Raw genomic sequence first — 13,912 nt, 5'->3', positions numbered from 1 at the left:
TTTTCTGGTCAATACCCTGTGGATGTTTGCCGTAAAAATCTGAGGCGGTATCAATCTAGTAGCTGGCGTGCGGTCCCCCCGGGCGGGGTGTTGTCGGACGGTGAGCTAGGGGGTAATGCGGGCGGATGTTCTTACTCTGCGTTCTTAACCCTTTGAATTTTCTGGTGTGAGCTTTCCGGCGTCTGGAATTCAGGCGCAACGGATATCGCTGCAACAGCAACATGATCGAGCGCATCGTAACATGCACAACGAACGTTGACATTGGTGACGGCAGACTCCATGTGGTTATCCGTTGTGGATGTGACGCATGGAGGCAACGAAGTGATCCGATACGTGACCTACAAGCGGGTGAGCACGAAGGAGCAGGGGCGCAGCGGTCTGGGACTGGAGGCGCAGGAGCGGGACATAGCGCTCTTCCTGGACAGCTACAGCGAGGAGCCTTGGGAGGTCCTGGGCGAGTTCATCGAGGTACAGAGCGGCAGCGACGACACCCGCCCTGAGTTGGGGAAGGCCATCGCTCTGGCGAAGAAGGAGGGAGCGGTCTTGCTGGTCGCCAAGCTCGACCGGCTCAGCCGAGACGTCCACTACATCACCGGACTGATGAAGGACAAGCGACTCCAGTTCAAGGTTGCGTCCATGCCCTACGCCGACAAGCTGCAGCTCCAGATCTATGCGGTGCTGGCAGAACAAGAGCGGGACTTCATCTCTCAGCGTACCAAGGCGGCGCTCCAGCAAGCGAAGGCACGTGGAACACGGCTGGGCGGCTTGCGGGACAAGACCATGAAGCGGAACGTCGTCCTGAAGGCACAGGCTGACGAGCGGGCCAGGGATCTGCAGGGCATTGTAGTGCCGCTGCGTGAGAAAGGAGGCAGCCTCCGGGAGATCGCGGACGCTCTGAACACGGCCAGGATCCCGACTGCGCGTGGTGGACGCTGGCAGGCGCAGCAGGTGAAACGATTGCTGGATCGCCTTGCGGATTAGCCGGACTGTTCCGGTCAGGCGGTCGGTGGGATCGGTGCAAGTGGGGTTGCACGATTTGCTTGCCGTTTCTCGTCGAATTCCCGTATCGATTTCATCCTGGAAAATTGGGAGAACACCATGCCGTTCGAGATCGGGAAGAGTTACACACGTCGGGACATCCACAATGCCATTGGTGGAAGTATGCAGGCCTACCTACCGACTGTTGGAGGCGAGATCGTCTGCGTCTGTCTCCGTCACGATGACAATCCGGAGGCACCCCGCGTTGTTCTTGTCGGGAGTGGCCCCCAGGTTCTCGAAACCGGCCGGAAACTATCGAAGAAACGCGACCCTCTCCCGGTGTTCTTGAAGCACCGACCGGATGATTGGCGCTACGCCGGTATGTTCAAGACATCGGGATCGACGACGGATCTGAAGACAATCCAGGAACACGAGAAAAGAGCTGGTCGTACCGGTGTTCGGATGATCGTGTATCTCGACCCCGTGTGATCGGACCTGAACTGGCAGACCCGGGATCGGGAAAGACCCCAATATCTAGTACCCGGGAATTAGGTTGCACTAACAGGGGAAGGCTGGGGGGACACTACGGGATACAGCAGATGGAGGGCTGGTGTACGTAGGAATTATGGAAGAGGGGAACGGTAGAGGGACACCAGTAGAGACACTAGTAGTGTAACTAGAAGGGACACTAGTAGAGTAACCAGTAGGGACACCAGTAGACACACTGGTGGATAAACCAAAGGGGAACCAGAGGACACCGACAGGTGATCTTGAGGGGGGAACCTCTGGGGACACCTTTGGACCATGAGGTGCCGGGTCTCGATGATGATGGTCAGCCATGTCCGATATCACACCCCATGGTCTAAAGAGCGTTTCCAGTCGCCCTAAACAGTTGCGGTTCGTTCCTGCTGGACGCTAGGGTTGGAGTCATGGTGGGTGTCGGTGGATAGATCCAGCGACAGTGAGGGTAGGCGAGAATGATCACAGGGGAAATCCGCAGTCAGATCGACAGGATCTGGAATGCCTTCTGGTCGGGCGGGGTGTCGAACCCGCTCTCAGTGATCGAGCAGATCACCTACCTGTTGTTCATCAAGCGGCTGGATGACCTGCAGACCCTGGCGGAACACAAGGCGGAGATGCTGGGGGAGCCGCTGGAGCGGCAGATCTTCCCGGAAGGGGAGGATGAGCAGGGGCGTCCCTGGTCGGATCTACGCTGGTCCCGCTTCAAGCACTTCGAACCCCGAGAAATGATGCAGGTGGTCGATGAGCGGGTCTTCCCATTCCTGAGGGACCTCGGGGAGAAGGGGTCTAGTTACGGTGCGCACATGAGGGACGCACGGCTGGGCTTCTCCAACCCGGCGCTTTTGGCCAAGACGGTCGACATGCTGGACGAAATCCAGATGGAGGACCGCGATACCAAGGGCGATGTCTACGAATACATGTTGGGCAAGATCGCGAGCGCCGGTCAGAACGGCCAGTTCCGCACGCCACGCCACATCATCCGGCTGATGGTCGAACTTACCGCCCCGACCCTGTCCGACACGGTCTGTGACCCGGCAGCGGGAACCTGTGGCTTCCTGGTCGCGGTCGGAGAGTATCTACGCGACACCTACCCGGCGCACGGCTGGACCGATGCCCAGCGCAAGCATTTCAACGAGGGTATGTTCCACGGCTTCGATTTCGATCCCACTATGCTGCGGATCGGCGCGATGAATATGATCCTGCACGGGGTCGACAGTGCCGATGTCTCCTACCGAGACAGCCTGGGGGAACTGCACGGGGAGGACAAGGACGGCTATTCCCTGATCCTGGCCAACCCTCCCTTCGCCGGTTCCCTTGACTATGAGGCGACGGCCAAGGACCTGCAGAAGCTGGTCAAGACCAAGAAGACGGAACTGCTCTTCCTGGCGCTCTTCCTGCGCCTGCTGAAGATCGGCGGACGGGCGGCGGTGATCGTTCCGGACGGCGTGCTCTTTGGCTCCTCCAAGGCTCACAAGGTGATCCGCAAGACACTGGTGGAGGACCACAAGCTCGATGCGGTGATCAAGCTGCCGTCAGGCGTCTTCCGTCCCTATGCCGGGGTGTCGACCGCGATTCTGTTGTTCACCAAGACCGGAGTCGGCGGTACCGATCACGTCTGGTTCTATAACGTGCTTCAGGACGGCCTGTCGCTGGACGACAAGCGCACCGACAAGGTCCCGCTGGAGAAACAGGGACCGGTCCCGAAGGAGCCGCTGTCCGATGCCGAGGCAGAATGGAACAACCTGCCGGACGTCCTGGCCCGCTGGCAGGCGCGTGAGACCACCGAACGCGACCGCCCCCGCACCGCCCAAAGCTTCTGTGTCCCGAAGTCCGAGATCGCCGATGGCGGGGCGTATGACCTGTCCTTGGGTCGCTATCAGGAGATCGAACACGAAGCGGTCGAGTACCCGCCGCCAGAGGAGATCATCGCCGACCTGCGCAAGATTGAGGACGAGATCACCAAGGGTCTCTCTGAGTTGGAGGACATGTTGGGATGAGGTGGCCTACGGTCCAACTGAGTGAGATCTCGTCAGATATCTCCTACGGGGTCACGGCTTCAGCTACTGAAGAACCAGACGGGCCGAAGTTTCTTCGGATTACGGATATACAGGAGGACCATGTCGACTGGTCGTCAGTCCCATTTTGCGATGCTTCGGCTAAGGGTTTAACTGAAGCTCGCCTAGCTCCAGGGGATATTGTCTTTGCGCGAACTGGGGCCACGACAGGAAAAAGCTACCTGATAAGGCTATGTCCCGAGGGTAGTGTCTTCGCTTCATATCTAATTCGCGTTCGGCCTAGTAGTCAGGTCGATTCAGGATATCTGGCACATTTCTTTCGGTCGCCCGAGTATTGGAGACAGGTGAAAAAACAGGCGCAAGGGGCGGCACAGCCAGGCGTGAATGCGTCCAAACTAAAGGCACTTCAGATTCCGCTCCCTGCACTCGACGAGCAAAAACGCATCGCGGCGATTCTGGACAAGGCGGATGCGCTGCGCCGCCTGCGCCAACAGGCCATCGACCGCCTCAACACCCTCAGCCAATCCATCTTCCACGAGATGTTCTCCGAAGCGGCTGGTTGGAGGTATGAAACCCGGAAACTTGAGCACGTTTGTCGAAAGATCACTGACGGGACTCATCAATCCCCGAAATGGGCATCTGAAGGTGTTCCCTTTATATTCGTGAGCAATATCAAAGGGCAGAAGATTTCGCTGGAGACGTCCAAGTTCGTAGATAGGGACGAGTATCGTAAGCTCACAAAGAGCACCCCGATCGAGCGAGATGACGTGCTGTACACCTCAGTTGGTTCGTACGGCAACGCAGCAAAAATTGTGACGGACGAGAGTTTCGTCTTCCAACGACACGTCGCTCACATCAAACCTGACCCCGCGCTTGTCCGTTCGGACTTCCTTGTCGAATGCCTGGAAACACCCCTCCTTAGGGTGCAAGCGGATCGCGTGGCGACTGGGATTGCGCAGAAAACGGTGACCTTAAAGGGACTTCGTTCGTTCGAGGTTCCGGTTCCCCCACTAGAGGTGCAAGACGAATTCGTTCGGCACAAGGAAGCGCTTCGCGTAGCAGCAGGACACCAAGCTGCAGCCTTGACCCGGACGGAGTTGCTCTTCGCCTCCCTCCAACAGCGCGCCTTCGCTGAGGAGCTTTGAGCCGTGTCGCAATTCGCCTTCCTGGAGACCGAGTTCGCGAGCCTGCATAAGACCGCCGAGATGGCGGAGCGGTTCGCGCTGTCGGATCCCCGGGGGGCGTGTTTCAACGCGCGGGTGACGCTGGAGGCGATGGTCGAGTGGCTCTATCGGGCCGACCGATCGCTGAAGACGCCGTACCAGACGACCCTATCCGCCCTGATCCATGAGGCGAGTTTCCGCAAGCTGGTGGGGCAGGCACTGTTCACCAAGGCCAAGATCGTCAAGGACCTGGGGAACAAGGGCGCGCATGCCGGGAAGGCGCCGACCAAACAGGATGCGGTGACGGCGGTCTCCGAACTGTTCCACCTCTGTTACTGGTTGGTGCGGACCTATGGCCGCAAGACGGTGCTGAAACCAGGGCTGCAGTTCGAGCCGGGGCAGTTGCAGGAGGTGCTGACCATCACCGCCAGCACGGTGGAGCAGATCCGCCGGCAGCGCGAGGAGCTGGAACGACACAAGGCCGCGTTGGAGAAAGCGGAAGAGGAGCGGCTGAAGGGTGAGGAGAGCCGCAAGACCCTGGAGGCGGAACTGGACCGCCTGCGCCGCGAAGTCGCCGAGGCGAAAAAGGCCAACCAGGCGCAGCCCGACACCCATGACTATAACGAGGCTCAGACACGCGACCGTTTCATCGACTTGCTTCTGGAGGAAGCCGGGTGGCCACTGGACCAGGAGCGAGACAGGGAATTTCCGGTCAAGGGCATGCCCTATGGGACCGGGGAGGGCTTCGTCGATTACGTCCTCTGGGGAGACGATGGGAAACCTTTGGCGGTCGTCGAGGCGAAGCGGACCAAGAAGGATGCGCGGACCGGTCAGCAACAGGCGAAACTCTACGCGGACTGTCTAGAGGCCCAGTTCGGTCGCCGTCCAATCATCTTCTACACCAACGGCTATGAGCATTGGTTGTGGGATGACGCTTTCTATCCGCCGCGCCCGGTACAGGGCTTCCTGAAGAAGGCGGAGTTGACGCTGCTGATTCAGCGGCGAGAGACACGCAAGTCGCTGGACAAGGTCATCATCAATGAGGAAATCGCTGGGCGCTACTACCAGACCCGCGCGATCCGACGGGTAGGGGAGAGCTTTGAGAAGGACCACCTGCGCAAGGCGCTGCTGGTCATGGCGACCGGATCTGGGAAGACCCGCACGGTGATCGCCCTGGTCGACCAGTTGATGCGCGCGAACTGGGTGAAACGGGTGCTGTTCCTGGCTGATCGGGTCGCCCTGGTCCGGCAGGCGCACAACGCTTTCAAGACCCACCTGCCAGCGGTCGCCAGCGCCAACTTGTTGCAGAAGCACGACAGCAAGCTGAACGACCATACCGCCGCAAGGGTCTGCGTATCGACCTATCCGACGATGATGCGCCTGATCGAGCAGATGAACGATGGCGCGCGAGACTACGGCACCGGGCATTTCGATCTGGTGATCATCGACGAGGCCCACCGCTCGGTCTACCGGAAGTACCGGGCGATCTTCGACTGGTTCGACAGCCTGCTGGTGGGCCTAACGGCGACCCCGCGTGACGAGATCGACCGCGACACCTACTCCTTGTTCGAACTGGAGAAGGGCGTTCCGACCGATGCCTATGACCTGGATGATGCGGTCAAGGACGGCTATCTGGTCCCGCCCCAGGCGATTTCGGTGCCGCTCAAGTTCCAGCGTCAGGGAATCTCCTATGACGACCTCTCCGATGAGGAGAAGGAGGAATGGGATGCCATCGAATGGGATGAGGAGGGGGCGGAGAAGCGCGACCGCGTAGAAGCCGCGGAGGTCAACAAGTGGCTGTTCAATCAGGATACCGTCGACAAGGTCCTGGAGCAGTTGATCCGCGAGGGACTGAAGATCGACCAGGGGGAGCGGCTCGGCAAGTCGATCATCTTCGCCAAGAACTCTCTGCATGCCCAGTTCATCGCCGAGAGGTTTGATGCCAACTATCCGCATCTGCGCGGCCAGTTCGCGAGGGTGATCGACTACAAGGTCGACTACGCGCAATCGCTGATCGACGACTTCTCCGACCCGAAGAAGCTGCCGCAGATCGCGATCTCCGTCGACATGATGGACACAGGCATCGATGTGCCGGAGGTCCTCAACCTCGTCTTCTTCAAGATCGTACGGTCCAAGACCAAGTTCTGGCAGATGATCGGCCGGGGAACGCGGCTCTGTCCCGACATCTTTGGACCGGGTGAGCACAAGACCGAGTTCAGGGTCTTCGACTACTGCCAGAACTTCGAGTTCTTTGGCGAGAACCCGGAGGCCAAGGAGGCTCCGATTCCGGCTTCGCTCGGGCAGAAACTCTTCGTGGCACGTCTGGACCTGATCGGCCAGATCGACGCGGAGACGAAACAGATCAAGGAGGTCTCGAAACCTCCAGGGCTGGCCGAAGACGGGACGCCCTATACAGCCAAGGGTGAGGCAGGTGAGGCCCCTGTTGTGGACCTTCCGGGGTTACGGACGGCGCTCGTGAAGCGGCTCCACGACGAGGTCTCGGAGATGGCCGTAGACAATTTCATCGTCCGGCCGAAGCGGAAGCATGTTGAGAAGTTCCAGGAATGGTCGTCCTGGGTCAACCTGGACCAGGCAGCAAGGATCGAACTCGCCGAACACGTCGCGGGACTTCCGAGCGCGATGCCGGACGACGAGATCGAAGCGAAGCAGTTCGACTATCTGATCCTGATGGCGCAGCTCTGCGTCCTACGTGGAGACCCCAGCATCGTGTCTTGCCGCAAGAGGATCCAGAAGATCGCCGACAAGCTCGAAGATCTCGACAACGTACCGATGGTCGCCAAGGAAATGGCTCTAATCCAGGAGCTGCTGACCGACGATTATTGGACCGACGTCACCGCCCCGATGCTGGAGACCGTTCGGCGGCGACTGCGTCTACTGATCAAGCTGATCGATCCCGGGAAGCGGAACCCTGTCTATACCAACTTCGAGGACGAGATCGGGCAGGGGACGGCGATCACCCTGCCGGAGATCGGCACAGGCACCGACAAGAACCGCTTCATGCAGAAGGTTCGGCACTTCCTCGACTCGGAGAAGGACCACATCACGCTTCAGAAGATCCGGAGGGACGAACAGCTCACACCACAAGACCTGGACGAGCTTCAGCGCATGTTCATCGAGGCTGGTGTTGGAGCGCCGGAAGAAGTGGCACAGGTGTCCGGAGAGGAGGGCCTGGGTGTCTTCCTGCGGTCCGTGCTGGGGTTGGACCGAGAGGCGGCTAAACGCGCCCTGGGACGCTTCGCAAGCGCGGAGAACCTAACCGCAGACCAGACAGAGTTCATTGACCTGATCGTGAACCACCTGACCGAACGCGGTTATATTGACCCGAAGTTCCTCTACGAAAGCCCATTCACCGACCTGGACGATAAGGGTGTCAGTGGCGTCTTCGAGGCAGCAGATGTGAAGGAGCTAGTGGGCCTCCTGCGCTCGGTGAAGAGGCGCGCTGCTGCGTGAACCATGTTGTGATGAGATGGACACGTCGGGCGGCTCGAGGTATGTTGTACACAATGGTCAACAGGGTTTGTGGACAACAATAAAGACGAAATTGTCAGTAGTTTCAACAGGTTGAGTTGATGTGTGATCCCCTCCCGTAGGGGTCGCCACTTTTCCCTGAGATTGAACTCCAGCGCTCTTCCGGTTTGGCCGGTTGATGGCGAGTCGGGGGTTATCGGATTTCGGCGACCGGGGCGCGGGGCTCGCCGCCGAGCTTGTCGGTGATGGTCGCCGCGGCGCGTTTGACGGTGGCGGCGAGGTCATGGGTGGTGGCTTCCGTGATGCGCGCCGCCGGTCCGGAGATCGAGACACCGGCGACGGCCTTGCCGAAAGCGTTGTAGATCGGCGCCGCGATGCAGCGCATCCCGACATGGCTTTCCTCGTCGTCCAGAGACCAACCCTGGCGTCGAATCGTTTCCAGTTGCGCAAACATGTCACTGGATACCACGACGGTTTTGGGGGTGAGTTCGGCCAGACCGCGACGGCGCAGGATGGCCTCCGCCTCCTGCGGGGGCATTTCGGCCAGCATCATCTTGCCCACGCCGGACGCATGGATCGGCCCGCGTGTTCCCGGCGGAAAAAAGGCCCGGATCGGATGCGGGGTCTCGACCTGGCTCAGAAAGACGACATATCCATCGTCGATAATGCCGAGATTGGCCGTCTCCCCCGTTTCCTGAACCAGCCAGCGCATGACCTCGAACCCCGCTTCGACCAGATTGCTGCGCAGGATGAAGGCATTGCCGATCCGAAACGCCTCGATGCCGATCTTCCAGACCTGCGGGGCGGGTTCGAAATCGACGAGCTGCCGGTTCTTCAGCGTCATCAGCAGGCGGTGAACGGTAGACGGCGGCATGCCGACATGAAGCGACAGATCCGTCAGGTTCAGGCTGCCGTGCTTGGCCAGGATGCGCAGCAACTGAATGCCGCGGTCGAGGGCGCGAACCGTCCCTTCCTCGCTGTCCGGTGCGGCACTGCGGGGCCGTCCGCGGCGCCGGGTCGACGGTTCCGGTGAAGCTGTCATGACGCGTTTCCTTCCTGTCTCATGACGTCCATCATGACGCCGGCAGGGCCATTTCCAAAGTGAATTTCTTTTCCATATTTGGATTATGAGCAAAAATGAAAACAAAAATATTGTGTGAAATCAACAATATAATAATTTCAAAATAAAATAGAAAAACTTTCCAGAAAAATTGACGCCGATAACGGTGCCGGTATCGTCATCATGCAACGAGGCCGCATCGGCCCGTGACAGAAAATTGCGACAGGAAGGATTCAGACATGAACGCGCATCTTCCCGTGTTCAGTGGCCAGAACCCGGTCTTTATTCCCGGCCCGACAAATATGCCGGATCGTTTCAGGCTGGCCATGTGCGCCCAGACGGCGGACCATCGGGCGCCGGATTTCGTGGACCTGTTGGGACCGCTGCTGGACGACCTGAAGCAGGTATTCCGCACCGAAGCCGGGCAGGTCATAACCTTCCCCGGGTCCGGGACCGGAGGATGGGAAGCGGCGATCAGCAATACCCTGTCGCCTGGTGACCGGGTCCTGGTGGCCCGCTACGGCATGTTCTCCCAACGCTGGATCGACCTGTGCGAGCGTCTGGCGCTGGATGTTGAAGTCATGGATTGCGAATGGGGGGAGGGCGCGCCTGCGGATCGCTTCGCGGAACGGCTGCGTGACGATGCCGGCCAGACGATCAAGGCCGTGCTGGTTACCCATAACGAAACCGCGACCGGTGTCGTCAGCGACATCGCCGCGGTGCGCCGGGCAATCGACGGGGCCGATCACCCGGCGCTTCTCTATGTCGACTGTGTCAGTTCGCTGGGTTCCATGGATTTCCGGATGGACGAATGGGGCGTGGACATCGCCATCACCGGATCTCAGAAAGGGTTCATGTTGCCGGCCGGCCTGGCAATCGTTGCTATCAGCCCGAAGGCCCTGGCCGCCTGCGAGACGGCGCAATGTCGACGTTGCTATTTCGATCTTCGCGACATGCTCGCCGCCAATGCAAAGGGCGGATATCCCTATACGCCGGCGCTGCAACTGATGCTGGGCCTGAAGGACAGTGTATCCGTGCTTCTGGAGGAAGGGCTGGATAACGTTTTCGCCCGCCACCGTCGCGTCGCGGAAGGTGTTCGGGCAGCCGTCGCGGCCTGGGGACTGTCACTCTGTGCCAAGCGGCCGGAGCTCTATTCCGACTCGGTAAGCGCCATTCTGGTTCCTGGCGGGTTCGACGGGAACGCCCTCGTCAATCATGCCTATGAGGCCTACGGCGTCTCGTTCGGGGTCGGTCTGGGGCAGATGGCAGGCAAGGCCTTTCGGATCGGCCATCTCGGCTCCCTGCCGGACTCGCTCGCTTTGTCCGGCCTCTCCGTCATCGAAATGGCGATGAAGGATCTCGGCTATCCGATCGAACTCGGCAGCGGCGTGGCGGCTGCACAGGATATCTATCGCCGGGGCTCGGGCGCGGCCCAGAGCGCGGCGGCCTGACGACATGGGGGACGCAATGCAGATTCCGACTTATGACGATGTCCTGGCGGCAAGATCCCGGATTGCCCCGCATATTCATCGGACTCCGGTCCTGACGTCCGGATATCTCGATGAACTGACCGGCGCCAAGCTGTTCTTCAAGTGCGAGAACTTTCAGAAGGCCGGGGCGTTCAAGGTGCGCGGCGCATCCAATGCCGTGTTCGGGCTGGATGAGGCCAGGGCCCGTATCGGGGTTGCCACCCATTCCTCCGGCAATCATGCGCTGTCACTGTCCTATGCGGCGGGCCGCCGGGGTATTCCGGTGACGGTCGTGATGCCGAGAACGGCGCCCGAGGCAAAGAAGGCGGCCGTGCGGGGCTATGGCGGGCGGATCGTCGAATGCGAACCATCGACGTCGTCGCGGGAGGCGGTCTTCGCCGATGTCGTCGCCGAGACCGGGGCGGAATTCGTTCACCCCTATAACGATCCCCGGGTCATTGCCGGGCAGGGCACCTGTTCCCTGGAACTGACGGAGCAGGTCGACGGTCTCGACGCCGTGGTCGCACCGATCGGCGGCGGCGGCATGGTGTCGGGCACCTGCCTGACCCTGTCCAGCATCGCCGGTCATGTCGAGATCTATGCGGCGGAACCGAAGAATGCGGATGATGCCTGCCGATCCTTCAAGGCGGGCCACATCATCGCGGACGACGCCCCTGAAACGGTGGCCGACGGGCTGAAGGTACCGCTGAAGGACCTGACCTGGCACTTCGTTTCGTCCCATGTCACCGACGTACTGACCGCGACCGAGGAGGAAATCGTCGAGGCGATGCGACTGACCTGGCAGCGGCTGAAGATCGTCATGGAACCTTCCAGCGCGGTGCCGCTCGCAACCGTTCTGAAGAACCGCGATGTGTTCGCCGGCAAGCGTGTCGGCATCGTCGTAACCGGTGGCAATGTCGACCTCGACAAGCTGCCCTGGCTGAACCCTCAAGCACTGGCTGCGTGAAACAGGAGACACCAATGAGCAACAGACTGGATTTCTCGACCCTGGAAGTCGGATATGACGTGCCGGCCGCAGTCGGAATGGACGAAGCGGACATTCAGACGCCTTGTCTGGTCGTCGACCTGGATGCATTCGAACGCAACGTCGCCAAGATGCGCGACTTCTGCCGGGAAGCCGGCGTGCGGCACCGCGTGCACGGCAAAATGCACAAATCCGCCGATGTGGCCCTGTATCAGATCGAACATGGCGATGCGTCCGGCATCTGCTGCCAGAAGGTCTCGGAGGCGGAGGCCTTTGCCCGGGCCGGGGTGAAGGACATCCTTGTCTCCAATCAGGTTCGGGATCCCGCCAAGATCGACCGTCTGGCCCGTCTGCCGACATTAGGGGTGCGGACGCTTTGCTGCGTCGACGACCTGACGAACGTCGCCGACCTGTCGGCGGCCGCGCAGAAGCATGGGACGGAAATCGAGTGTCTGGTCGAGATCGACTGCGGCGCAGGGCGATGCGGCGTGACCGAAACGGCTGAAGTTGTCGCCATCGCCAAGGCGATCGATGCCGCGCCGGGCCTCAGGTTCGGCGGCATTCAGGCCTATCAGGGCGCGATGCAGCACCTTGACCGTTACGAAGACCGAAAGGCGAAGATCGACATCGCTGTCGCGATGGTGACGGACGCGGTTCAGGCGTTGAAACCGGAAGGTCTGGACTGCGACATTGTCGGGGGCGGCGGCACCGGGTCGTATTATTTCGAGGGCGCGTCCGGTGTCTATAACGAGCTGCAATGCGGTTCCTACGCCTTCATGGATGCGGATTACGGGCGTATTCTGGACAAGGACGGCAACCGCATCGATCAGGGGGAATGGGAGAACGCCCTGTTCATCCTGACATCCGTCATGAGTCACGCGAAGGCGGACAAGGCGATCTGCGATGCCGGTCTGAAGGCACAGAGCGTCGATTCCGGACTGCCCGTCGTGTTCGGCCGAAGCGACGTCGAATATGTGAAGTGCTCGGACGAACATGGTGTGATCGCCGATCCCGACGGTAAGCTAGCGATCAACGAGAAACTTCGTCTGGTTCCCGGTCATTGCGATCCGACCTGCAACGTTCACGACTGGTATGTCGGCGTTCGGGGCGGGAAGGTCGAGACGCTCTGGCCGATCACGGCGCGCGGCAAGGCGTATTGAGGGGCCGGTCATGCTGATCGTATCGGAAGAGACGTGCCGGCGTGTGGTCGGACGTGCCGACGCATACGCCGCGGTGGAGGCCGTGTTCGGCGCCATGGCAAAGGGGGAGGCCAGCAACTTCCCTGTCGTCCGGGAGGCCATCGGCCATGCCGATGCTCTCTATGGCTTCAAGTCAGGTTTTGATCGCGCGGGGCTGGTCCTGGGCGTCAAGTCGGGCGGCTACTGGCCCGGAAATGTGGAAAACGGCCTGACCAACCACCAGTCCACGGTCATCCTGTTCGACCCGGATACCGGGCGGTTGAAGGCCCTGGTCGGCGGCAATTATCTGACGGCGGCTCGTACGGCCGCCGCCAGCGCCGTTTCCATCGCCCATTTGGCACGCCAGGATGCCCGGGTCCTCGGCATGATCGGGGCAGGGCACCAGGCGACCTTCCAGCTAAGAGCCGCCGCAGAACAGCGGGACTTCGAAAAGGTCGTTGCCTGGAATCTTCATGCGGAGATGCTGCCATCTCTCGCAGCCGTGGCCGATGAGTTGGGTCTGCCCTTCGAAGCTGTCGATCGGGAGTCGCTGGGTGCGCAGGCGGACGTCATCATCACCGTCACGTCAGCCCATGAGCCTCTGCTGATGCGGGACTGGATCAGGCCGGGCACACATATCGCCTGCATGGGGACCGACACCAAAGGAAAGCAGGAACTGGACCCGGCTCTGGTGGCCGCCGCCTCCGTCTTCACCGATGAGGTCGCCCAATCCGTGACCATCGGTGAGACGCAGCATGCGGTCGCCGCCGGCCTGCTGGACCCGGCGGCCATCACGCCGATCGGCGCCGTCGTCAACGGGACGCATCCGGGCCGGACGTCTGAAGCGGAAGTTACGCTGTTCGATGGGACCGGTGTCGGGTTGCAGGATCTCGCAGTCGCGTCCGTTGCGGCCGATCTTGCGCAGCGCCACGGGGAAGTAGTGACGGCGGAACTCTAGGAATCCATCCCTCGTCATGCGGGACGGCGCCGTTGTCCCGACCGTGACGACCCTTGGCCTCCGCGTCCGCGGGGGCCGCTTTTTTGGGAATGTTA

10 protein-coding genes are annotated in these 13,912 nt (G+C 60.7%); 9 read left to right on the top strand and 1 reads right to left on the bottom strand.

What is annotated here, in order from left to right:
* Positions 1 to 321 precede the first annotated feature (321 nt).
* The 5 genes from R8L07_20515 (at position 322) to R8L07_20495 (ending at position 8,149) form a co-directional block, all read left to right on the top strand.
* On the top strand, positions 322 to 981 hold the full coding sequence (locus tag R8L07_20515; GenBank protein ID MDW3207927.1) for a recombinase family protein: 660 nt from the start codon (positions 322 to 324) through the stop codon (positions 979 to 981).
* A gap of 117 nt (positions 982 to 1,098) precedes the next feature.
* Positions 1,099 to 1,467, top strand: a complete 369-nt coding sequence (locus R8L07_20510; protein MDW3207926.1) for a hypothetical protein — start codon at positions 1,099 to 1,101, stop codon at positions 1,465 to 1,467.
* Positions 1,468 to 1,955: 488 nt separating this feature from the next.
* The gene (locus R8L07_20505; GenBank protein MDW3207925.1) at positions 1,956 to 3,497 is read left to right on the top strand and encodes a class I SAM-dependent DNA methyltransferase; all 1,542 of its coding nucleotides are present in this window, start codon (positions 1,956 to 1,958) and stop codon (positions 3,495 to 3,497) included.
* Positions 3,494 to 4,660, top strand: coding sequence for a restriction endonuclease subunit S (locus tag R8L07_20500; GenBank protein ID MDW3207924.1), 1,167 nt, complete (start codon positions 3,494 to 3,496; stop codon positions 4,658 to 4,660). The genes R8L07_20505 and R8L07_20500 overlap by 4 nt, the downstream gene beginning before the upstream one ends.
* Positions 4,661 to 4,663: 3 nt before the next feature.
* Positions 4,664 to 8,149: a DEAD/DEAH box helicase family protein gene (locus R8L07_20495; protein MDW3207923.1), complete on the top strand. Its 3,486-nt coding sequence runs from the start codon at positions 4,664 to 4,666 to the stop codon at positions 8,147 to 8,149.
* A 211-nt stretch (positions 8,150 to 8,360) separates the two neighbouring features.
* Here R8L07_20495 and R8L07_20490 read toward each other — a convergent pair whose 3' ends face one another.
* A complete protein-coding gene (locus tag R8L07_20490; protein ID MDW3207922.1) occupies positions 8,361 to 9,209 on the bottom strand; it encodes an IclR family transcriptional regulator in 849 nt (282 codons plus the stop codon).
* A gap of 257 nt (positions 9,210 to 9,466) precedes the next feature.
* On the opposite strand from R8L07_20490, the gene R8L07_20485 reads away from it, so the two are divergent.
* Genes R8L07_20485 through R8L07_20470 form a run of 4 tightly spaced genes read left to right on the top strand, consistent with a single transcriptional unit; the run spans position 9,467 to position 13,817 of the window.
* Positions 9,467 to 10,678 carry an aminotransferase class V-fold PLP-dependent enzyme gene (locus R8L07_20485; protein MDW3207921.1) on the top strand — a complete coding sequence of 404 codons (1,212 nt, stop codon included), beginning with the start codon at positions 9,467 to 9,469 and terminating at the stop codon, positions 10,676 to 10,678.
* Positions 10,679 to 10,682: 4 nt separating this feature from the next.
* Positions 10,683 to 11,663, top strand: a complete 981-nt coding sequence (locus tag R8L07_20480; GenBank protein MDW3207920.1) for a pyridoxal-phosphate dependent enzyme — start codon at positions 10,683 to 10,685, stop codon at positions 11,661 to 11,663.
* Positions 11,664 to 11,677: 14 nt separating this feature from the next.
* Complete coding sequence (locus tag R8L07_20475; GenBank protein ID MDW3207919.1) at positions 11,678 to 12,841, top strand: DSD1 family PLP-dependent enzyme; 1,164 nt, start codon at positions 11,678 to 11,680, stop codon at positions 12,839 to 12,841.
* A 10-nt stretch (positions 12,842 to 12,851) separates the two neighbouring features.
* Complete coding sequence (locus tag R8L07_20470; GenBank protein MDW3207918.1) at positions 12,852 to 13,817, top strand: ornithine cyclodeaminase family protein; 966 nt, start codon at positions 12,852 to 12,854, stop codon at positions 13,815 to 13,817.
* The last annotated feature ends 95 nt before the right edge of the window (positions 13,818 to 13,912 follow it).

The sequence above is a fragment of the Alphaproteobacteria bacterium genome (assembly GCA_033344895.1).
Lineage (GTDB): Bacteria > Pseudomonadota > Alphaproteobacteria > UBA8366 > Aestuariispiraceae > Pacificispira.
The sequence above is the reverse complement of the archived record's forward strand: the minus strand, read 5'-3'. Positions and strand labels throughout refer to the sequence as shown.

Excerpts from the sequence above, each read along its gene's own strand:
- R8L07_20510 (MDW3207926.1), top strand. The coding sequence starts at position 1,099 with ATGCCGTTCGAGATCGGGAAGAGTTACACACGTCGGGACATCCACAAT.
- R8L07_20505 (MDW3207925.1), top strand. The coding sequence starts at position 1,956 with ATGATCACAGGGGAAATCCGCAGTCAGATCGACAGGATCTGGAATGCC.
- R8L07_20500 (MDW3207924.1), top strand. The coding sequence starts at position 3,494 with ATGAGGTGGCCTACGGTCCAACTGAGTGAGATCTCGTCAGATATCTCC.
- R8L07_20490 (MDW3207922.1), bottom strand. The coding sequence starts at position 9,209 with ATGACAGCTTCACCGGAACCGTCGACCCGGCGCCGCGGACGGCCCCGC.
- R8L07_20485 (MDW3207921.1), top strand. The coding sequence starts at position 9,467 with ATGAACGCGCATCTTCCCGTGTTCAGTGGCCAGAACCCGGTCTTTATT.
- R8L07_20480 (MDW3207920.1), top strand. The coding sequence starts at position 10,683 with ATGGGGGACGCAATGCAGATTCCGACTTATGACGATGTCCTGGCGGCA.
- R8L07_20475 (MDW3207919.1), top strand. The coding sequence starts at position 11,678 with ATGAGCAACAGACTGGATTTCTCGACCCTGGAAGTCGGATATGACGTG.
- R8L07_20470 (MDW3207918.1), top strand. The coding sequence starts at position 12,852 with ATGCTGATCGTATCGGAAGAGACGTGCCGGCGTGTGGTCGGACGTGCC.